This is a genomic window from Bradyrhizobium daqingense, assembly GCF_021044685.1.
GTDB classification, from domain to species: domain Bacteria; phylum Pseudomonadota; class Alphaproteobacteria; order Rhizobiales; family Xanthobacteraceae; genus Bradyrhizobium; species Bradyrhizobium daqingense.
In genome coordinates this window covers 1,422,500-1,441,906 of the sequence record NZ_CP088014.1, presented here as the reverse complement: position 1 = coordinate 1,441,906, position 19,407 = coordinate 1,422,500, and the positions used below count along the sequence as shown (strand labels likewise).

General features: G+C 63.8%; 19 protein-coding genes and 1 tRNA gene. 6 read left to right on the top strand and 14 right to left on the bottom strand.

Annotated features, from left to right (window positions below; genetic code table 11):
- Window positions 1–110 precede the first annotated feature (110 nt).
- The 4 genes from LPJ38_RS06615 to LPJ38_RS06600 form a co-directional block, all read right to left on the bottom strand.
- A complete protein-coding gene (locus LPJ38_RS06615) occupies window positions 111–2,147 on the bottom strand; it encodes a caspase family protein (protein WP_145639118.1) in 2,037 nt (678 codons plus the stop codon).
- 64 nt (window positions 2,148–2,211) lie between these two features.
- Complete coding sequence (locus tag LPJ38_RS06610; protein WP_145639344.1) at window positions 2,212–3,351, bottom strand: amidohydrolase/deacetylase family metallohydrolase; 1,140 nt, start codon at window positions 3,349–3,351, stop codon at window positions 2,212–2,214.
- A 183-nt stretch (window positions 3,352–3,534) separates the two neighbouring features.
- Window positions 3,535–4,995, bottom strand: a complete 1,461-nt coding sequence (locus LPJ38_RS06605) for a catalase (protein ID WP_145639120.1) — start codon at window positions 4,993–4,995, stop codon at window positions 3,535–3,537.
- 63 nt (window positions 4,996–5,058) lie between these two features.
- A complete protein-coding gene (locus LPJ38_RS06600; protein WP_145639122.1) occupies window positions 5,059–5,700 on the bottom strand; it encodes an HD domain-containing protein in 642 nt (213 codons plus the stop codon).
- 105 nt (window positions 5,701–5,805) lie between these two features.
- Here LPJ38_RS06600 and LPJ38_RS06595 point away from each other — a divergent pair, with 105 nt between their 5' ends.
- Entirely contained in the window at window positions 5,806–6,798 is a 993-nt protein-coding gene (locus tag LPJ38_RS06595) for a GlxA family transcriptional regulator (protein WP_145639124.1), read from the top strand.
- Between the two features lie 14 nt (window positions 6,799–6,812).
- Here the strand turns inward: LPJ38_RS06595 and LPJ38_RS06590 are convergent.
- The 7 genes from LPJ38_RS06590 to LPJ38_RS06560 form a co-directional block, all read right to left on the bottom strand.
- Window positions 6,813–6,889: transfer RNA gene (locus LPJ38_RS06590), tRNA-Arg, on the bottom strand.
- Between the two features lie 103 nt (window positions 6,890–6,992).
- The gene (locus tag LPJ38_RS06585; protein ID WP_145639126.1) at window positions 6,993–7,949 is read right to left on the bottom strand and encodes a tripartite tricarboxylate transporter substrate-binding protein; all 957 of its coding nucleotides are present in this window, start codon (window positions 7,947–7,949) and stop codon (window positions 6,993–6,995) included.
- A 46-nt stretch (window positions 7,950–7,995) separates the two neighbouring features.
- A complete protein-coding gene (locus tag LPJ38_RS06580) occupies window positions 7,996–8,367 on the bottom strand; it encodes a dimethylsulfonioproprionate lyase family protein (RefSeq protein ID WP_145639128.1) in 372 nt (123 codons plus the stop codon).
- A 21-nt stretch (window positions 8,368–8,388) separates the two neighbouring features.
- Window positions 8,389–9,195 (bottom strand): hypothetical protein, encoded by an 807-nt coding sequence (locus LPJ38_RS06575; RefSeq protein ID WP_145639130.1) that lies wholly within the window; start codon window positions 9,193–9,195, stop codon window positions 8,389–8,391.
- Window positions 9,196–9,410: 215 nt separating this feature from the next.
- A complete protein-coding gene (locus LPJ38_RS06570; protein WP_167520640.1) occupies window positions 9,411–10,049 on the bottom strand; it encodes an RraA family protein in 639 nt (212 codons plus the stop codon).
- Between the two features lie 26 nt (window positions 10,050–10,075).
- A complete protein-coding gene (locus LPJ38_RS06565; protein ID WP_145639134.1) occupies window positions 10,076–11,593 on the bottom strand; it encodes an AMP-binding protein in 1,518 nt (505 codons plus the stop codon).
- 137 nt (window positions 11,594–11,730) lie between these two features.
- Entirely contained in the window at window positions 11,731–12,759 is a 1,029-nt protein-coding gene (locus LPJ38_RS06560; RefSeq protein ID WP_167520641.1) for an alpha/beta hydrolase, read from the bottom strand.
- A 206-nt stretch (window positions 12,760–12,965) separates the two neighbouring features.
- Between LPJ38_RS06560 and LPJ38_RS06555 the strand changes: the two genes are divergently transcribed.
- Window positions 12,966–13,595: a hypothetical protein gene (locus LPJ38_RS06555; protein ID WP_145639138.1), complete on the top strand. Its 630-nt coding sequence runs from the start codon at window positions 12,966–12,968 to the stop codon at window positions 13,593–13,595.
- Between the two features lie 103 nt (window positions 13,596–13,698).
- Here the strand turns inward: LPJ38_RS06555 and LPJ38_RS06550 are convergent, their stop codons facing one another.
- Both LPJ38_RS06550 and LPJ38_RS06545 read right to left on the bottom strand, forming a co-directional pair.
- Complete coding sequence (locus LPJ38_RS06550; protein WP_145639140.1) at window positions 13,699–13,908, bottom strand: hypothetical protein; 210 nt, start codon at window positions 13,906–13,908, stop codon at window positions 13,699–13,701.
- A 21-nt stretch (window positions 13,909–13,929) separates the two neighbouring features.
- Window positions 13,930–14,931, bottom strand: a complete 1,002-nt coding sequence (locus LPJ38_RS06545; RefSeq protein ID WP_145639142.1) for a 2-dehydropantoate 2-reductase — start codon at window positions 14,929–14,931, stop codon at window positions 13,930–13,932.
- Between the two features lie 166 nt (window positions 14,932–15,097).
- On the opposite strand from LPJ38_RS06545, the gene LPJ38_RS06540 reads away from it, so the two are divergent.
- Both LPJ38_RS06540 and LPJ38_RS06535 read left to right on the top strand, forming a co-directional pair.
- On the top strand, window positions 15,098–15,691 hold the full coding sequence (locus LPJ38_RS06540; RefSeq protein ID WP_145639144.1) for a YidB family protein: 594 nt from the start codon (window positions 15,098–15,100) through the stop codon (window positions 15,689–15,691).
- Between the two features lie 28 nt (window positions 15,692–15,719).
- Entirely contained in the window at window positions 15,720–15,992 is a 273-nt protein-coding gene (locus tag LPJ38_RS06535; protein WP_208750591.1) for a GlsB/YeaQ/YmgE family stress response membrane protein, read from the top strand.
- A gap of 141 nt (window positions 15,993–16,133) precedes the next feature.
- Here LPJ38_RS06535 and LPJ38_RS06530 read toward each other — a convergent pair whose 3' ends face one another.
- Window positions 16,134–16,919, bottom strand: coding sequence for an SDR family NAD(P)-dependent oxidoreductase (locus LPJ38_RS06530; RefSeq protein ID WP_145639146.1), 786 nt, complete (start codon window positions 16,917–16,919; stop codon window positions 16,134–16,136).
- 236 nt (window positions 16,920–17,155) lie between these two features.
- Between LPJ38_RS06530 and LPJ38_RS06525 the strand changes: the two genes are divergently transcribed.
- A complete protein-coding gene (locus LPJ38_RS06525; RefSeq protein WP_145639148.1) occupies window positions 17,156–18,220 on the top strand; it encodes an acyl-CoA dehydrogenase family protein in 1,065 nt (354 codons plus the stop codon).
- 18 nt (window positions 18,221–18,238) lie between these two features.
- Window positions 18,239–19,399: an acyl-CoA dehydrogenase family protein gene (locus LPJ38_RS06520; RefSeq protein WP_145639150.1), complete on the top strand. Its 1,161-nt coding sequence runs from the start codon at window positions 18,239–18,241 to the stop codon at window positions 19,397–19,399.
- Window positions 19,400–19,407 lie beyond the last annotated feature (8 nt).

The following is a 19,407-nucleotide window of genomic DNA, read 5'->3' as shown; positions in this document are numbered from 1 at the left end:
GCCCGGAGAGATCTACGAACCTTGCCGGATGGGCCGCACGTTTGGGATAGGCGGGCGCCGATGACGACGCCTTCGGAGCCGACCTCGCGATCCCCGATCAGGGGACGCCATCATTTACTGACAAAGAAGAAGTCCTCTCTACCGGGTAGTGATCCGTAAGTGTAGGGCTCTTGCCTTCCCGCCGTCGCTTCCAACACATCGTCGCGGACGAGCCGAAAGACCTTGTTCATTTCCACGCCAGGCGTTGCGATGCGCTGAACCAGCGCTATTGCAAAGGGCGAATTCCGTCCTTCGCCATCGAGGGCAGTCTGGCCATGCTTTGCCGCGAAAACGACGAGCGAAGCGCCCTTTACCTTGATTTCGCCAAGTCCCCGCCCGACCGCGCGAGTCCCGATCTCGCCGACGTTGCTCGCATCGAGCGTTACGGCTTCACGCGGTCCCGTTCGCTTGATTGTGTCCGCGAATGGGTTGTTGCGACAGGCGTCCAGCACGATCAGCTTCAGCTTACGCGCGCCATCTATCGATGCCATCACCTGATCAACGGGCACTGCCTCGAACTGCACGTCTCGGTCGGTTCTCAGCGTAACGTCAATCGGAAGCAAATAGTTTCTTCCGGCCATCTCAATGCCGTGTCCTGAATAATAGACGACGGCCCAATCGGCATTGTCAGAGGCGCGCGCAAACCCTTGAAGGGCTGCCGTGAGCCGCTCCTTGGTCGTATCCGTCGCTACCATCACTTCGTCGAAACCAATGTTCCGAAGGGCAGCTGCAACTGCTTCGGAATCGTTCAGTGGGTTCTTTAGGATTCCAGCCCTTTGATAGGCGGCGTTGCCGATGACGGGGGCGACCCGGCGGCCTTGGCGCTCGGAACCAGGCAGCAAACGGGGATGAGCCAATACTGGCGCGACCAAGGGCGGTGTGGTGACCGAAAACGGCGCCACGGGCTTGCCCGTCGTGGCGGGTATGACGGGTTGAGCTTCACCCGAGTCTAACGCCGCAAGCCTCGCTCGCGCGGTCGTCTGCGCTTCGAGATTGTTGTCATATTGCTGCGCGGGAAATCCCAAGGCCTTTTCGAAATCAGTCCGCGCATTCTTCAGATTCCCCATTCGCTCATAGGTCAGCCCGCGACCAGTATATGCGGCAGCAAAATCTGCGCGCGAACGGATCGCTCGATCAAAATCTTCGAGTGAGCGCGAAAGCTGCCCCTGAAACCTAAAGAGGTCTCCGCGCACGCAAAGTGCGATAATCGGCTCGACCTTGCTCTGCTCGAACAACGCAATTGACCGCGAGATATCCTTCAGCGCCGAATCCAGGTCACCCCCTTTTAAATGATACTTGCTACGCTGAGCCAACGGCCCTGCTTGATTCTTTGGATCTAGTCTGAGCGCCACATTGATTTCTTCGATGGCGCGGCCGTGCTCTCCCTTGCCGCTCAAAGCCACAGCACGGTTGACATGGGCGCCTTCGCTCCTCGGATTAAAGGCGATCGCACCGTTCGCATCTCGAATAGCATTATCGAAGTCTCCGAGACCGTTAAAGACGCTTGCGCGGTTATTAAGAGCGACGTCCTTCTTGTCTGCCAGATCAATGGCGCGCTGCAGGTCCCTGAACGCTTGGTCGAAATTTTTGGTTTGGATGTAGATAAGGCCGCGACGATTATACAGATCCGTATCATCTGGATAGATCGCAAGGGCTTCCTCAACAACCGAGAGCGCCTTGTCGTAATTCAAGAAGCAGAAGAGATAGATTTCTATCCTTCCCAGGAATCCACCCCTTCGAAAGAAGTTTCGATCCTCCTCGCTCATCTTCTTGCGTGCAACGAGTGGATCGGTGAGAAACAATCGAATGGATTCATTCTCGTCAGACAACGCTTGCTCGCAATTTTGTTTTGCGAGCCAAGCTACCGAACGAACGTGAAGGTGCACAAAGCTATCCCAGCTCCGCTTTTGCAGAAGGTCTGTGCATGCCTGAATCGTTCCATCAGCATCAAAGCCTCTGTTTTTGCAGTTTTCGCGCGATTGCGATGCCGCCCAACAACTCTGCGCGAGAAGGAAAGAAACAACGGTGACGAGCAAGGTGAATGCCGCAGCCCTCCTCATGGATTTGATGGCTTGCGAAACTAAAGCGGCCTGGACGATATCTCTCATTGCCACCTGAACTTTCCTTCTCGGCACCAGACCAGATGTTTGCCGTCCAGTTGAGTCACATCCATCAATTCGGATGCCACCAGCGGCCGCCGATGACGACGCCTTCGGAGACGATCTTGCGGTCGCCGATCAGGTGCTCGCCGACGACGTCCTCGTAATCGAACTGGCCTTGCTTCACGGAGATCAGCGTGGCGTCGCCGACGCTGCCCGGCTTGAGGCTGCCGAGCTCGGGGCGGCGCAGCGCCATGGCGGCATTCACGGTGGAGGCCGCGACCACGTCCGGCAGCTCCATGCCCATGCACAGGAACTTCGACATGGTCGTGACCTGGTCGTAGGCGGGACCATCAATGCACAGCATGTGGATGTCGGACGAGATCGTATCGGGATAGAAACCGTTGGCGAGCATCGCGCGCGCGGTCTTGAACGCGAACGAGCCCTTGCCGTGGCCGATGTCGAACAGCACGCCGCGCTCGCGCGCATCCAGCACCGCCCTCTTCACCGTGCCCTGCGCGGTTGCCGGCGTGTTGGGGAAGGGGCGGAACGCGTGGGTCAGCACGTCGCCGGGCCGCAGGCGCGCCAGCACCTCTTCATAGCTCGGCGGCGGATGATCGATATGCGCCATCAAGGGCATGCCGACCTCGTCGGCCACCTGGAGCGCGATGTCGAGCGGCACGGTTCCAGACGTGCCTGAGGAATGCAGGCCGACGCGCACCTTGATGCCGACGATGAGGTCGCGGTTGGCGTCGGCCACCTTGGCCGCCTCTATCGGATTCATCAGCCGCAGCTCCTCGCTTTCGCCGACCATGATCCGGTGCGAGAAGCCGAAGATGCCGGCATGCGAGACGTGCAGATAAGCGAGGATGCGAACCTGGCTCGGCTCGATCACGTGCTTGCGGAAGCCGGCGAAATTGCCGGGCCCGGCGCTGCCGGTATCGATGGCGGTGGTGACGCCGGAGAGGCGGCAGAATTCCTCGGCATCGATGCCGAGCGAGGTGCCGCCCCAATAGACATGAGTGTGGAGATCGATCAGCCCCGGCGTCACGATGTATTTCGAGACGTCGCGCACATCCGTGCCCGGATCCGCCTTGAGCCCGCTGCCGATCGCGGCGACCTTGCCGTCCGCAAAGGCGACATCCGTCGCGGCGTCGAGCTTCTGGGACGGGTCGATCACACGGCCGCCGCGCAGGATCAGGTCGAAAGGCATCATGGTCTCCGGATGTAGCGGTGAGGCCGCCGGCCCTCGGTGGGCGAAAGGAAGCCCAACTTCTAGCAATTTTTGCGCCGGAGTCCTTCGCAATCAGAGACGTGACCCATGACAAATCAGCAATCCCGGGCAGAGCGGCGCCCCGGCCTTCGGCGCAAGAGCTGCCCCGCCTGGGATGTTCGCCTATTTGGAGCGGACCGTGGCAAGGCGCATCAGCGCCATGCGGACACCGGTGCCATAGGCTGGATCAGCCTTCGTACAATTTGCGATGTGACGCTCCTGGATGTGGACGGCAGCACCGCCGACGGCGCGTGCCGTATTGTCGAACAGGACCTGCCGCTGCTCCGCATTCATCATGCGGAACAGGTTGCCTGGCTGTTGATAATGGTCATCGTCGACACGATGATCCCAGTGGGCGGCCGCGCCGTCGATCTCAAGCGGCGGCTCATTGAGATCGGGCTGATCGGCCCACTCGCCGTGGCTGTTCGGGAAATAGGTCGGCGTCCTCCCCAGATTGCCGTCCGTCCGCATCGCGCCGTCGCGATGGTAGCTGTGGTACGGACATTTCGGCGCATTGACCGGGATCAGGTGATGGTTGACGCCAAGGCGGTACCGTGCCGCGTCGCCATAGGAGAACAGCCGGGCCTGCAGCATCTTGTCGGGCGAGAAACCAATACCCGGCACGACATGGGCCGGCGAGAACGACGCCTGCTCGACCTCGGCGAAGACGTTTTCCGGATTGCGGTTCAATTCGAAATAGCCGACCTGGATCAGCGGAAAGTCCGCTTTCGGCCAGACCTTGGTCAGATCGAACGGGTTGAACGCAAACGCCTTGGCTTGTTGATCGGTCATGATCTGCACGAACATCGTCCAGCGCGGAAAATCGCCACGCTCGATGCTCCCGAACAGGTCGCGCTGATGCGACTCGCGATCCTTGCCGACGAGTGCTTCGGCCTCGGCGTCCGTCAGGTTCTCGACGCCTTGCTGCGTGTGGAAATGAAACTTCACCCAGGTCCGCTCATTGGCGGCATTGAGGAAGCTGTAGGTATGACTACCGAAGCCGTGCATGTGCCGATAGCTCTTCGGAATGCCGCGCTCGCTCATGACGATGGTGACCTGGTGCAGCGCCTCCGGCAGCAGCGTCCAGAAATCCCAATTGTTGTCGGCGCTGCGCATCCCGGTGCGCGGATCGCGCTTGATCGCGTGATTGAGATCCGGGAAGCGTAGGGGGTCGCGGAAGAAGAACACGGGGGTGTTGTTGCCCACCATGTCCCAATTGCCCTCCTCGGTATAGAATTTCAGCGCAAACCCGCGAATATCGCGCTCAGCGTCGGCCGCGCCGCGCTCACCGGCGACGGTCGAGAACCGCGCGAACATCGGCGTCTGCTTGCCGACGTCGGAGAAGATCTTCGCTTTGGTGTAGCGGGTAATGTCATGGGTCACCGTGAAAGTGCCGAAGGCGCCGGAACCCTTGGCGTGCATACGCCGCTCCGGGATCACTTCACGATCGAAATGAGCCAGCTTTTCGATCAGCCACACGTCCTGGAGAAGGGTAGGGCCGCGTCGCCCGGCCGTCATGATGTTGAGATTGTCGCTGACGGGCGCTCCGGTCGCGTGGGTGAGATAGTGTGACTTGTCACTCATGTGAAGATTCCTGATACGTGATTTTGAAGTGGAAGTCGGCAGGGCAGCATCGCGTGATGCCGCTCAGCCGTGCCAATGCGAACCACGGATGACGCTGCAGAAATTGCCGCGATGGAAATGCGGCTCCTTATCGGCGATGACGTCGGCCTTGACGTTGCCGAAGGTCGTGTCCGACTTGTGCTTGATGCCGTCGTAGAAGGCCTGGATGATGTCTTCCTTGAAGTGCGGCGTCCGGGGAAATGCCTGCACCACCGCCTCGCGCTCCTCGTCGGAGTAATCCTTGTAGGTGAGCCCGAGAACGTCCATCTCGACGCCGGCGGTCACCAGAGCGACGACGGGATGCATGTGCTGCGGCACGCCCGGCGTGGTGTGCAATGCGATCGCGGTCCAGACAGTGTAGGCGTCGGCTTCGGAGATGCCATGGCCGCGCAGGAAGTCGCGGGCGGCGTGCGCGCCGTCGACTTCGAACCGTTCGTGCGTGCTGCCGTGGCCCGGCATCAGGCCGAGGTCGTGAAACATGGCGCCGGCATAGAGCAGCTCGCGGTCGAACTTCAGTTCCCGGCGGATGCCGGCCAGCGCGCCAAAATGATAGACGCGGCTGGAATGGCTGAAGAGCAGGTCCGTTTCGGTATCGCGGATATAGTCGGTGATGGCGCGGGCCAGTTTGCTGTCGGGAATCGCGGCGGCCTTGTTGATCTCTGGCATGATGGGCTCCTGAAAATCTCTGGTGGCCAGCAAGGTAGATTCAGGGTACTTTGTCCTCAATTGAGGTAATACGTCTAAAACGGACAAACACCGGCCGAGGCGGACATGGGCGCGAAACCAAAATCGAGGACCGTTGTGATCATTGCGCTGCCGGGCGTGCAGCTTCTCGACGTCGCCGGCCCGCTCGACGTCTTCGCCGAGGCAAACGTGCAGGCCGGTCGCGAGGCCTATGTGCTTTTCGTGGCGGCAGCGGAGCCGGGCCCGATCCGTAGTTCGTCAGGCGTGCGGTTGATGCCCGACCGGATCATCGACCGCGGCTTCCAGGAGAACATCGACACATTGCTGATCGCCGGATGCCCGAATGCTGCCGACGTGCCGGCAGATGGCGTCGTGACCGATTGGCTCCGCCGGCGAGCGGCGAGGATCCGCCGCTACGGATCGGTGTGTAGCGGTGCGTTCTTCCTGGCGGCAGCGGGTCTTCTGGATGGCCGACGGATCACGACGCATTGGGCCGTTGCGGACCGGCTGGCCCAGAAGTTCCCGTCGGTCAGCGTGGACAAGGACGCGATCTACGTGACAGACGGCAAGCTGCGCACGGCTGCCGGTGTGACCGCCGGGCTCGATCTCGCACTTGCTCTCATCGAGGAAGACCTCGGACGTGAAACCGCGATGAAGGTCGCGAGTCAGCTCGTCATGTTCTTCAAGCGCCCGGGCGGACAGATGCAGTTCAGCCGGAAAGGCGAGAGCGTTCCCGCCGGCCGCGCCGCGCTGCAGGAGCTGCAGCGCTGGGTGGCCGCCAATCCCGGCCTCGACCACAGCGTCGCGAGCCTCGCGAAGCGCATGGACATCAGCGCGCGTCACTTCGCGCGGCTATTCCGCGCCGAAGTTGGCATCACGCCTGCGACCTGGGTTGAGGAGGCCCGCGTCAATGCGGCGAGGCGCCTGCTGGAACTCGGAAACGAGCCGCCCAAACAAGTGGCCCTGCATTGCGGATTCGCCGACGCGGACACGCTGCGCCGTGCCTTCGTCCGCCACGTCGGCGTGACGCCAGCCGAGTATCGCAAGCGCTTTGCACGGATCTCGGCATCAGCGATCTAGGAAGAAATGGAGAATGGCGATCCCGGCATGACTCGAACATGCGACCTACGGTTTAGGAAACCGCCGCTCTATCCGGCTGAGCTACGGGACCGCGGAACCCACCAGCGAGGCGGGTTGCCTGGAGGTACACATATCAAAGCGAGGGACGGATCGGAAGCCCTCGCCTCGATCAATGCGCACCTCGCCTGATAGTCCTACGCCCTGATGTTGTTGTCCTTCACCACCTTGCCCCAATAGGCGACCTGCTTGTCGAAGAAGGTCTTGAAGGCCGCGCCGTCCTGGAGCAGGAGCGTCATGTGCTGCGTCTCCTTGAGCTGGGCGGCGGTTGCGGGCTCGCTCAGGATCTCCTTGGAGGCAGTCGCCATGGCCGCGACCACATCCGGAGGCGTGCCGGCGGGCGCGAAGATGCCCCACCAGGCTAACGTCTCGAAATCCGGGAAGCCGGCCTCGATCGCGGTCTGCGTCTCCGGCAGCGCCGGCAGCCGCTCGCGGCCGAGCTGCAGGATCGGCCGCAGCATGTTGGTGCCGAGCTGGGCTGCGACCAGCGCCGCCGATCCCGCGATGAGATCGACATGGCCGCCGAGCACGTCGTTCATCGCCGGGCCGCCGCCGCGATAGGGCACGTGCATGATCTCGACGCCCGCCTTGCTGCCGAGCACGGTCATGGCGAGATGGCCCAGCGTGCCGATGCCGACGGAAGCGTATTTCACTGCGCCGGGCGTCGCCTTGCACGCCGCGACCACGTCCGCGAAGCTCTTGTAGGGGCGGCCGGCGCCGGCGGCGATCACGTAAGGCGCGGTGCCGATCAGCAGGACCGGCATCAGCTCGCGCTCGACGTCGACCGGCGGCTTGTCGAGGATGGACGGGATCACCGCATGGGAGTCGAACGTCACCAGGAAGGTCGAGCCGTCCGCCGGGCTCTTGGCGACCTGCGCCGCACCGAGCGCCCCGGCCGCGCCCGACTTGTTCTCGACCACGACGATGCGATTGAGTTTTGTCTGGAGGCTGGCCTGCAACAGGCGCGCCATCGCATCGGTCGAGCCGCCCGGCGGAAACGGCACGACGAGTGTAATCTTGCTCGCCTGCGCCATCGCCGGCGTCAGCGCGAGAATGGCCGGTGCGGCCAGCAGCGTGCGTCGTGTGATCGTCATGGTCCCCTCCCTTGTGTGATGCGCCCGGCTTTTTGCTCTTGGCGCTTCAGGTCGTGCCGAAGCCTGACCCTGCTTTCTTGTATTCTGGCCGAGGCGGACTGAAGATGTCCAGCACGCGAGCGCCATCTGGCCCGGCACGCATGGTGTGCGGCACGTTGCCCGGCGTTCGCCAGAAATCGCCCTTCTTCACCGCGATTTCCTCGTCGCCCTGAACGCGGATGGCGGAGCCGTCGAGCAGCACGCCCCATTGCTCCTCGGGATGATGGTGCAGCGTGCCCTGTGCGTGAGGGGCCAGCGTCACCACCGACAGCATCGCCTGCTCGCCGGAGAAGATGCGCGTGGTCACCCCCGCCGCGAGTTCGCGGAACAGGCCGTCGTCAGGATTGTCGATGTTGTGGAATTCTTCCTTCTGGCTCACGTCATTTTTCCCTCTACATTCTTATTTTGCCGCAGACTGGCTCACGGCAGCCAGAAGCCGGTCCTTGAACTCACCCTTCAGGGTAACATACACGCTCGACCATGTCCGGCTTTTGTACTGGCAGCTGCCTCGTGGGCAATATCCTTTGTCGTGATAGTCTCCATTGAGAACGCCGAGGAGGGTCATGCGATTGTCCCGCTGGCGAAACAGGGCGCTGCCGGACGCCCCAACCTCAAACTGGCAGTTCGTTTCAAAGATCGACCAGTCCCTGACGTCGCGCACCTGGCACTCCTGCATCGTCTTGTTGAACGACCCGTATTTGTCCGTCTTTCCAGCGGCCAGGATATCGTAACCGACGACCGCCAGAACACGCTCCAGCTCGGCCAGAATCTCCGTCCGCTCGTAGATCTCGTAAGCCTTCACGTCGGCGGGAAATGCGAGCTTTGCGACGGCCCAATCGCTGACACTCGCTCTCGGCGCACTATCATCGCAGGTACCCATCCATAGGGTCGCCGACAAGGGAATGGTCCGCTTCTCCGTCCCCCGATAATATTCGAATAGACACTTGTCAGGCGGCGTATGGAGTTTGCAGAGATCCCGGAACGCGTGAGCCGCCGTCGTGATCACGTCGCGCGCTCCGGTCACCTGCGCGCTGCTGTCTCCACCAGGGCATCGCAAGACCCCACTCGCCGCAAAGCGGTCTCTGACCGCGTCCGGGGAGAGACCGCTCGCCTTTGCGTACGCCTCTTCCGTCATTCGCCGGTCTGTATCGGGCGCAGCAACCATGACTATCAGCCGCGCCAGATCATCGTTGATGGCCCTGTGCATCTCCCACGAACTGGCCTCGTTGTTTCCGAAGACCAACCAGAAGAAGAAAGCCAGGCAGGACGACCGCGTAATTCCTCATCATCTAAAGTAGCCTCAGCATCGAAAAGCATGAGAGAACTTTGGCGAAACAGAGATCGCGAAATCACGAAAATAGCAATGGCCGACTTCGACTTACAGGCGAGCCAGCCATTGCTTTGAATTAGGCGACGGGCTGATCAGGATTTGCCGTAAGCGCCCTGGTAACGCCCCTCGCGGATGGCCTTCAGGGTCTCCTCCTCGCGCGCGACCTGGACGCGGACCGCCTCCAACAGCGCGGCGGCGCCCGCGGCGGGAAACGACACCACGCCGTCCTCGTCGCCGACGACGATGTCGCCGGGCGAGATCACGCTGCCGCCGATCGTCACGGGCACGTTGATCTCACCGGGACCGTTCTTGTAGGGGCCGCGGTGGATCACGGCGCGGGCGTAGCAGGGGAAGTCGTCGGCGGCGAACGCCGCGACATCGCGGATGGCGCCGTCGATGACGTAGCCTTCGGCTTTGCGCCATTGCGCGATGTTCTTCATGATCTCGCCGACCAGCGCACGGGTCTCGTCGCCGCCGCCGTCGACCACGATGACATCACCGGGACCAACCAGTTCGAGCGCGCGATGAATGGCGAGATTGTCGCCGGGACGGGTGCGCACGGTGAAGGCCGTCCCCACCAGCGCGCCGCCGCGATGATAGGGCTTCAATCCAACCGCGCCGGGCAGGCGGGCGAGATTGTCCGAGATGACCGAGGTCGGCGCACCGCGAAAGCCCGCGATGATGTCGTCCGGCGGCTTCGGCACGCTGTTGGCTGCGATGGTGATCGTCATGTCAAAGAATCCTTTCGTGACTTTTCTTATTCGGCGTGCGCCCGCGCCTTCGACGGCAAAATCCGGAAGGCGCGCCCCTGCTTCGTCCACGCCGCGCGCTCGTCGCGCAACAGGGTGCGGCGGACCTTACCGGAATCATCGCGCGGCGGGGCGCCGACGATCTCGAAACTCTCGGGGTGCTTATAGCGGCTGAGCCTGTCCTTCAAGAACTCCGCCATGCCGTCAGCGATGACCTGGCCGTCCGCATCCGGCTCCGGCTCGATGATGGCGTGCACGCGCTGGCCCAATTCCGGATCGGGCAATCCCACCACGACGCAGGAGCGCACGCCCGGAGCCTCGGACACCGCGGCTTCGACTTCGGCCGGATAGATGTTGGCGCCGCCACGCAGCACCATGTCGGCGAGGCGGTCACCGAGATAGAGATAGCCTTCGGCATCGAGCCGACCGATATCACCGAGCGATTCCCAGCCATCGGCGCGACGCTTCGGCTCGGCGCCGAGATAGTGGTAGGTTGCGTCCTTGCCGTCATTGTTGCGGAAGTAGATCTCGCCGGTCTCTCCCGGCGCGACGTCGTTGCCGTCCTCGCCGATGATGCGAAGCTTCGCCATGTCGCCGATCTTGCCGACCGAGCCCTTATGCGTCAGCCATTCCGTGCCTGAGATGATGCACGCGCCCTGGCGCTCGGTGCCGCCATAGAGCTCCCAGATCCGCTCAGGCCCGAGCCAGGCGATCCAGTTCTCCTTCAGCCAGGGCGGCATCGGAGCGGCCATGTGGAAGACAGTCTGAAGGCTCGACAGATCATAGGCGTTGCGCACGCTCTCGGGCAGCGCCCAGATCCGGTGCATCATCGTGGGCACGAAATTGACCCATTGCACGCGCTCGCGCTCGATCTGCCGCAGCGTCTCCTCGGCGTCGAACTTGGTGAGGCCGGTGAGCTGGCCGCCGACGAACAGCGCGTAATGCGACACGATGAACGGCGCGTTATGGTAGAGCGGACCGGGATTGAGCAGCGAGACGCCGACGGGAATGTTGAGCGGCGGCACGGCCGCCGTATCGGTCACCGCCGGATGATGGTCGAGGATCACCTTGGGCCGGCCGGTCGAGCCGCCCGAGGTCATGGCCTTCCAGTAGCGCGCCACCGGCGGATCGAGCGGCTCATCCGAGAAACCTTCCGGCACGAAATCGGCGGGCAAGCGGTTCGGCGCGTTCCAGTCGGCCTCGCCGCCGACCACCAGCGCAGGCTTGAGGATGTCGAGCACGGCGGCGGCTTCGCCGCGCGGCAGCCGCCATGACAGCGAGGTCGGCGTCGCCCCGCACTTCCACACCGCAAAGGACGTCTCGAAGAACGCGTTGCCGTTGGGCAATCCGATCGCGACGAAGTCGCCGGGCTTGACGCCCTTGGCCATGAACGCCCGCGCGCGCCGGTTGGCGCCACGTTCGAGCTCGTCCCATGTCAGCGCGTCCTGCCCGTGACGGACGGCGATCGTGCCATGTGGTTTGCGTTCAGCGTACCAGCGCGGCACGTCGGACAGGGGCAGCAGCATCAGGCGTTTCCACTTCGTCTTCTTGGCGCCGCCTCATGATGAGGCGTTCGCGGTGCGAAGTGTAACAGCCGGAGCCGAGCCTTCAAGAGATTGCATTCAAGAGATTGCCTCAAGAGACTGCCTCCAAGGCACGCGCATCAGCGCTCCGCGCCGCAGCCCGGGCTGTCGAACAGCGCGGCTAACCCGCACGCCGAGGTCAACATCTTGTCGCCGTCATGGCCGACGCCAGCGACGTCCCGGACCCTGTGATGGGGCGTGCCGTGGTTGCGCTTGGCCATCGCGTCCGCATAAGCGTGGCCGCGGGCGTAACGCGTGGCGCCTTGCGCCTCCGCCATGCAGCTCTTGTCGAGCGCGGGATGCTTCGGATTGGTGTCGAGGGTGCCGAGCAGATAGACCACCTCACGCTCGACATAGCGCTGCTCGAGCGTATCAGGCGCGACGTTGGCGACATAGCGGGGTCGTTCGTCCATGCCGTATTTCCAATTGTTATAACCCGGACAGGATTTGGCGATCGCGGGCAGCGGACGCGCGGCAGTGAAATAGGCGTAGGACGAAGGATTGGCGACGACGTAACGGACATCGATGTGTTGGCGCGACAGCGCCATCTCGCCCTTGCCGGCGATGGCGTAGCGCTGCGCGACCTGGCCGCCGCCGGAATGACCGGCCACCACGACCTGCTTCAGGTTCGGGAAGATGCGCCGGTCGGAGAGCTTGGCCAGGATCGCATCGAGCGCCTCGAATGAGGAGACCGGATTGGGCCCGAGCGCGGCCTCGCCACCCTCCCAGCCCTCCAGCGACCAGCGCAGCATATCGGCCGGCAGCTTGTGCGCCTCGATGTCGATCTCTGCCAAGAATTGCGGCACGATCATGAGTGCACGCTTGCCGTCGTCGCCCGCGGCCACCTGCGCGGTGTGGGCCGAGAGATAATATTCGTCGGCATTGCGCAGCCGTCCGTGCAGCACGATGATCGCACGCGAGATCGACGGCAGCGGCAGCGACCAGTCGCTGGAAAGATACAACGGCAGAATGCCCTGGCCGCCGACGGAGAGCCGCGTATCGGCAATCGCCCTCACCGGCTTGTGGTTGGGTGCAGCTTCGTCCGCCGCGAAGGCATCGCCGCACATCAGCATCAGCGCGATTGCGACGAGGCCGGCCAGCGCACGCATGAGAGACATTCCCCTTCGAATTCAAATCGATAAAGTCTAAGCGCATCACCCGCCGCGCGGCTGTGACTCCGGTGCCACGTCAAGCAAAAAATGTCAGCAGCCCAGCCATGAAATTCCCGAGTTCCATAGGTGACAAGCCGGCGATAAAGAGGCAAAAATCTACCTGACTCGGGGCGGGTTGAGTCTGGTAAGGAATGCTCTCGTAAATGTCGGTTGTGGTTGCATCGCGTCGTGCGGCGCCATTTCTCGTTGCTGCAGCAGGATTTTTTCTGCTGACCTTGCCGCATGCCCAGGCGCAATGGTGGAAGCGCGCACCTGTCGACTTCGAGTCCTGCGCCGACGCCGCCGAGAAATCGCCGACCAAGGCCGAGAAGACCGCCGCGCTTGCCGATTGCAATGCCAAGTTCGCCGGGCGGCGCAAACCGGGCGGCGGCTATTCCTATTATGATTTCCTCCAGGATCGCAGCTTCGACATCGCCGGGCCGAACCCGACGCCGGAGGAGCAGAAGAAGATCGACGAAGCCTACACTGCCTACCTCGCCAGAGAGCGCCGCAACAACGAAGCCGCGCAAGCGACCGCGCGCCAGCAGCGCGAGCGGCAGGAACAACAGGCACAGCAACTCCAGCAGCTCCAGCAGGTCGCGCTACGGACCGACGTCGCACGCGTGCCACTCCCGGTCGAGCGGCCGAAGGTGCAGCAGACCGTCGGCCAGCGGAAAGGCGCGCCCTGCACCAAGGGCGCCTTCTCCTGCGAATGGCCGCGCCTGTCGGAAAGCCTGAACGATCTGAAGAAGCTGTTCAGCCCGACGCCGAACAAGCCAGCGAAGAAGGGCTGAGCTTCGCCACTCCGCGCTGATCGCGAAGCGAACGAACCCGCAATCTCGCGCAACAAGCTCCGCTGTCGCCCCGGCCTTCGGCGGACGACGGAAAAGTGGGGCTTCAGTTCGTCCGCTTCTTCTTGCTGGGCTTCGGCTTGATCACCGGCGCAGTCGTTGGCGCCGTCGGCGTCGCGCCCAACTGCGACCGGCTTTCCTGCAGCCGCCTGTCGTAGCCGGGAGAGTTCATCACCGTCGGCGGCCTGGCGTAGGCGAGCGTCGATGCGGCGCAGAGAGCGGCGAGCGAAAGACCGATCATCAGGCTACGCTTCATCGCGCTTCTCCATCGAAAGTGCTAGCCGCGAATTTGCTGCGGCGTCAAACCGGGCGGACCCATGCCCGCGACCTCGGCTTCCTTGATCAGCGCAACAATGCGGCGCATCAGCGGCACATCAACATTGTTTTGCTCGGCCAGCGCGATGACCGCGCCCTGGAGATAGTCGATCTCGGTCTTGCGGCCCTGCTTGAGATCCTGCCACATCGAGGAGCGTGCCTCCGGATCGATCTTCATGGTGCGTCCCAGGATCGCATTGAAGATCGTGTCCGGCAACCGCAGCAGGGCCGGCGTCCAGCCCATCGGAATCGGCGTCGCCGAGACCGGGGTGATGCCAGCGGCCTTCAGCGCCGCCAGCCCCTCCGCCATCTGGTCGGCGAACAGCCTTCGCCAGTGGCGGCTTGCCAGCTGCGCGGCAAGCGGCATGTCGGACAGCGCGCTGAGTGCGTTGTTCAGATTGATGATCAGCTTGCCCCATTGCACGCCGGCGATGTCGCGGCTCGCGCGCACCGCAAGACCCGGCACCGACAGCGCGAGTGCCGTGTTCGCCTCGTCCGCACCGACGTGGATGTCGCCGGAGGTCGAGCGGTGGAAGCGACCCTCGCCCATCGAGATCACGTTGAAGGGCACCATGCCGGCGAGCACGCGGCGGCCATCGAGGCGCTCGCGCAGCACCGCGACATTGCCGATGCCGTTTTGCAGCGACACGATGACGGCATCCCGCGGCGCATGCTGCGCGATCTGGTTCGCAACATCTCCGGTATCGGCACTCTTCACCGTCACCAGCACGATGCCCGCGCTGTGGAAGATCGAAGCATCCTCCGACAATGCGAGCTGGCCCGCGCCGAGCCTCGTCTCCGAGCCGTTGAAATCGGTCAGCCGCAAGCCGAACCGCTCGATCTCGGTCTTCACCCGAGGGCGCACCAGCAACGCGACACGACGGCCGGAAGCCGCCAGCATGCCGCCGACGAAACAGCCGATGGCGCCGGCGCCGGCCACCACGATCGGTCGATCCGTAAACACTGACATTGCTCCCTGAACGTTCCGTCATCGATAGCAGAGGCCGCTCCGGCTGCCCACCGGTTGCGGTGCATCCGCCTTGTAACCGTCATGAGAGCCCCATATGTTTTCGCCCCGGGGGGCAGTCAGCGGCGAGCGCTCGCCGAACGACGCGCCAAAGGAGAGCACCATGGGTCTACTCGACGTCCTCAACGGCATGCAGAACGGTCCCCGCGGCCCGAGCGCGCCCAGCTCCGAGAAATCCTCCGAGGGCATGTCGCCGATGACCATGGCACTGCTCGGCCTGCTGGCCTGGAAGGCGTTCAAGCATCTGACGGCAGGCCAGCCCGGCGCGGCGCAGGCGCCGCAGCAGCGCTCGCCGCTGCCGCCTCCGACGCCGGTGAATACGGGCGGAGGCGCTCTGCCAGGCGGCAGTGGCGGCCTCAGCGATTTGCTCAAGGGCGGCCTTGGCGGCCTGCTCGCGGGCGGTGCGGCCGGCACCGTGCTCAGCGGCGGGCTCGGCGATCTCCTCAAGCAGCTCCAGCAGGGCGGCCAGGGCGAGGTTGCGAATTCCTGGGTCGGCAGGGGCGAGAACAAGCCGATCGAGCCGGGCGATCTCGCCAGCGCCCTCGGCGCCGACCAGATCGAGAGCCTGTCCGCGCAGAGCGGCTTGTCGCGCGACGAGCTGCTGTCCGGCCTCAGCCAGTATCTGCCGCAGGTGGTCGACCATCTGACGCCGGACGGGCGGCTGCCGACCGAGAACGAGCTCTCGGATCGCATTTGAGTCGCGTCAAAGGGAGGGGAGCACTGTCATGAGCATGGGCGGCCTGTTGTGGATCATCCTCGTCGGCTTCGTCGCCGGCCTCATCGCGCGCTGGCTCGCGCCGGCGCCGAACAATCCGAGCGGCTTCATCCTCACCACCATCCTCGGCATCGCCGGCGCGTTTCTGGCGACCTTCGTCGGCCAGTCCATCGGACATTACAGCCCCGACCAAGGCGCCGGCTTCATCACCGCCACCATCGGTGCGGTGGTGGTGCTGTTCATCTGGCATCGCCTGGTGGCGAGCGGGGTGATCAAGGGGTAGTGCCTTTTCGCGAAGGCAGTACGGCTCCGCCTCATCGTCATGCCCGGGCTTGACCCGGGCATCCACGTCTTTCTGTCGGCGCGACAACACGTGGATGGCCGGGTCAAGCCCGGCCATGACGTGGAGGGAGCGCGACACCAATCACGTAATCAAATGCATCCCCGCATCCATGCGCACGACCTCGCCGGTCATGTTGCTGGAGGCCGGCATCGCCAGGAAGCAGACGAGCTGGGCGATGTCTTCCGCAGATGATGCGACCTTGAGCGGCACCTTCGCCACCACGCTGTCGCGCACCTGCTTGGCGCCGGCCTCGCCGCGGCCCTTGGTGAACCAGGGCGTATCGATGTAGCCGGGGCACACCGTGTTGACGCGGATCAACGGCGCCAGCGCGCGCGACAGCGACAAGGTCATGGTGTTGAGCGCGCCCTTGCTCGCGGCGTAGGCGATCGACGAGCCGACGCCGCTGATGCCGGCGACCGAGGACACGTTGACGACCGCAGAGGGCCGCTCCGAAGCTTTCGCGCCGGCTTCGAGCAAGCTGCGCGCCGCGCGCACCATCTGGAACGGGCCGATGGTGTTGACGCCATAGACCCGCTGGAAATCCTCCGCCGACAATCCGTCGAGATCGGCGTGAGCGACATGCTTCGTCGTGCCGGCATTGTTGACGAGGATGTCGAGCCGGCCCCAGCCGCTCGCTGCCGCGACGATCTTGCGGCAATCCTCATCCTTCGAGACGTCACCCTGCGCGACCAGGACTTCCGCGGCGCCGGCCTTGCGGCAGAGTTCTGCCGTGGCCTCGGCTTCCTTCTGGCTCGACGAATAGTTGATGACGAGCCGGGCCCCGCTTCGCGCGAGAATTTCCGCCGTTGCAGCACCGAGGCCAGACGCCGACCCCGTCACGATTGCGCACAGACTGTCCTTGGCCATCCCGATTCCTTCCCCTGTCTCTGATCTCGGCGTCCTGTTTAGCGAGTTTGCCGCGCACTGCAAATCGAGCAAACTCCGCTAAGCGGAATTAGCTGATCCCCCCATGCCCGCGCCGCAGGTTGACCTGCGATCAACGCTTGTCAGGGCCATGGCTTTTTCCGATCATCGGGCGCAAGAAGAGCTTGCGCGCCGGCTCACGGAGCGGGGTGCGCCAATGGCAAAACACGGGGAACGCTGTGGCGGAGAGTGACAATATCGTCGTCGAGACCGCGGAGAAGATCTTCGCCGATCTCGCCGATCCGCAGACCATCAACAACGACAGGAAGGATTCGTGGCAAGAGCCGCTGTGGCAAGCGCTGAGCGAAGCCGGCCTGACGCTGTCCTGGGTGCCTGACGATCTCGGCGGCTCCGGCGCCAGCCTCGCCGACGGTTTTGCCCTTCTGAACGCTGCGGGCCGCTTTGCAGTTGCGGTCCCCCTGGCCGAAACCATGCTGGCGGGCTGGCTGCTCGCGCAGGCGAAGATCACATCGCCCGACGGCGAGATGACCGTGTTGCCGGCCTCGCCGCGGGATCGCATCACGCTCGACGCCGATGGCGCGCTCTCTGGCCGTGCGCGCGGCGTGCCCTTTGCCAAGGCGGCGAAGCATTTTGCGGTGCTCGCGCACGGCAAGGACGGCGTCTCCATCGCGCTGGTCGATGCGAGCAAGGGCCGGATCGAAGCTGGGCTCAATGTCGGCTACGACCACAGCGACACCGTTACGCTCGACAAGGTGCAGCCCGTGGCGATCAAGCCGGCAGCGAAGGGCTTCGACCAGACCAATTTGATGCTGATGGGCGGCGTCGCCCGCAGCCTCCAGATCGCGGGCGCGCTGGAATCCATGCTCGACATCTCCGTGCGCTATTCCAACGAACGCGTCGCTTTCGAGAAGAAGATCTCGAAATTCCAGGCGGTCCAGCACAATCTTGCGCGCCTCGCCGGCGAATCCGCCGCAGCGTTGGCGGCGGCAACGTCCGCAGCCGATGCGATTGCGAGCGCCAAATCGTTCAACGACGAGGTCTATCTCGAAGCCGCCTCCGCGAAGATCCGCTGCGCCGAAGCCGCGGAGAAAGGCGGCGCCATCGCGCACCAGGTCCATGGCGCGATCGGGTTCACCATGGAGCATATCCTGCACCGCTATTCGCTGCGGGCGCTGGCCTGGCGCGACGATTTCGGCTCGGAAAGCCATTGGGCGGTCGAGCTCGGCAAGCTCGTCGCAAACCGCGGTGCCGATGAATTGTGGCCCCTCGTGGCGTCGCGCTGATCAAGGGACGAGACAACAATGACCGCTGCCCTCCGTTTCGATCCGATCCGCCTGCCCGAGAAGTGCGAGCGGCTGCGCAAGGAAGTGCGCGCCTTCCTCGCCGAGGAGATCGCCGCCGGCACTTTCGATCCGCACAAGCCCAACCGCGAAGACACCGACGCGCCGGAATTTTCCCGCCGGGTCGGCGCCAAGGGCTGGCTCGGCATGACCTGGCCGAAGAAATATGGCGGCCAGGAACGCTCGTTCCTCGAGCGCTATGTGGTGACCGAGGAGATGCGCGTCGCCAACGCGCCGACGCGGCGCTTCTTCGTCGCCGACCGCCAGAGCGGGCCGGTGCTGCTGAAATACGCGCCTGAAAACATCAAGATGGACATCCTGCCGCGCATCTGCCGCGGTGAGATCTGCTTCGCCATCGGCATGAGCGAGCCGAACTCCGGCTCGGACCTGTTCGCCGCGAAGACGCGCGCGACCAAGACTGACGGCGGCTATCTCATCAACGGCACCAAAATCTGGACCTCGTCGGCGCATATCGCCGACTACATGATCGCGATCTTCCGGACCTCGCCGCCGACCAAGGAAAACCGCCGGCACGGCCTGACGCAATTTTTGGTCAAGATGAAGCAGCCGGGCATCCAGGTGAACCCGATCGGCCAGATCACCGGCCAGTACGAGTTCAACGAGGTCGTGTTCACCGACTTCTTCGTGCCCGACGACCACGTGCTCGGCGAGGTCGACGGCGCCTGGAAGCAGGCCACGAGCGAGCTCGCCTATGAGCGCTCGGGCCCAGAGCGCTTCCTCGAGACCTATTACGTGCTCACCGAACTCGTGCGTGCCGTCGGCCCCAATCCGGACACGCGCAGCGCCGAAGGCATCGGCCGCCTCGTCGCGCAGCTCCACACCATGCGGCGCATGTCCGTCTCGGTCGCCGGCATGCTGGAGGCCGGCAAGGAGCCGGTGGTGGAGGCCTCCATCGTCAAGGACATCGGCACGGTGTGGGAGCAACAGTTGCCGCATCGCGTGCGCGATCTCGCTGCCTTCGTCGAGGAGACCGCGACCAACCGCGAGACCTTGGAGCGGCAACTCGACTTCGCCATCAAGACCGCGCCGAAACTCACCATCCAGGGCGGCACCACCGAAGTGCTGCGCGGCATCATCGCCCGCGGACTTGGTTTGCGCTAGTCGCGCGG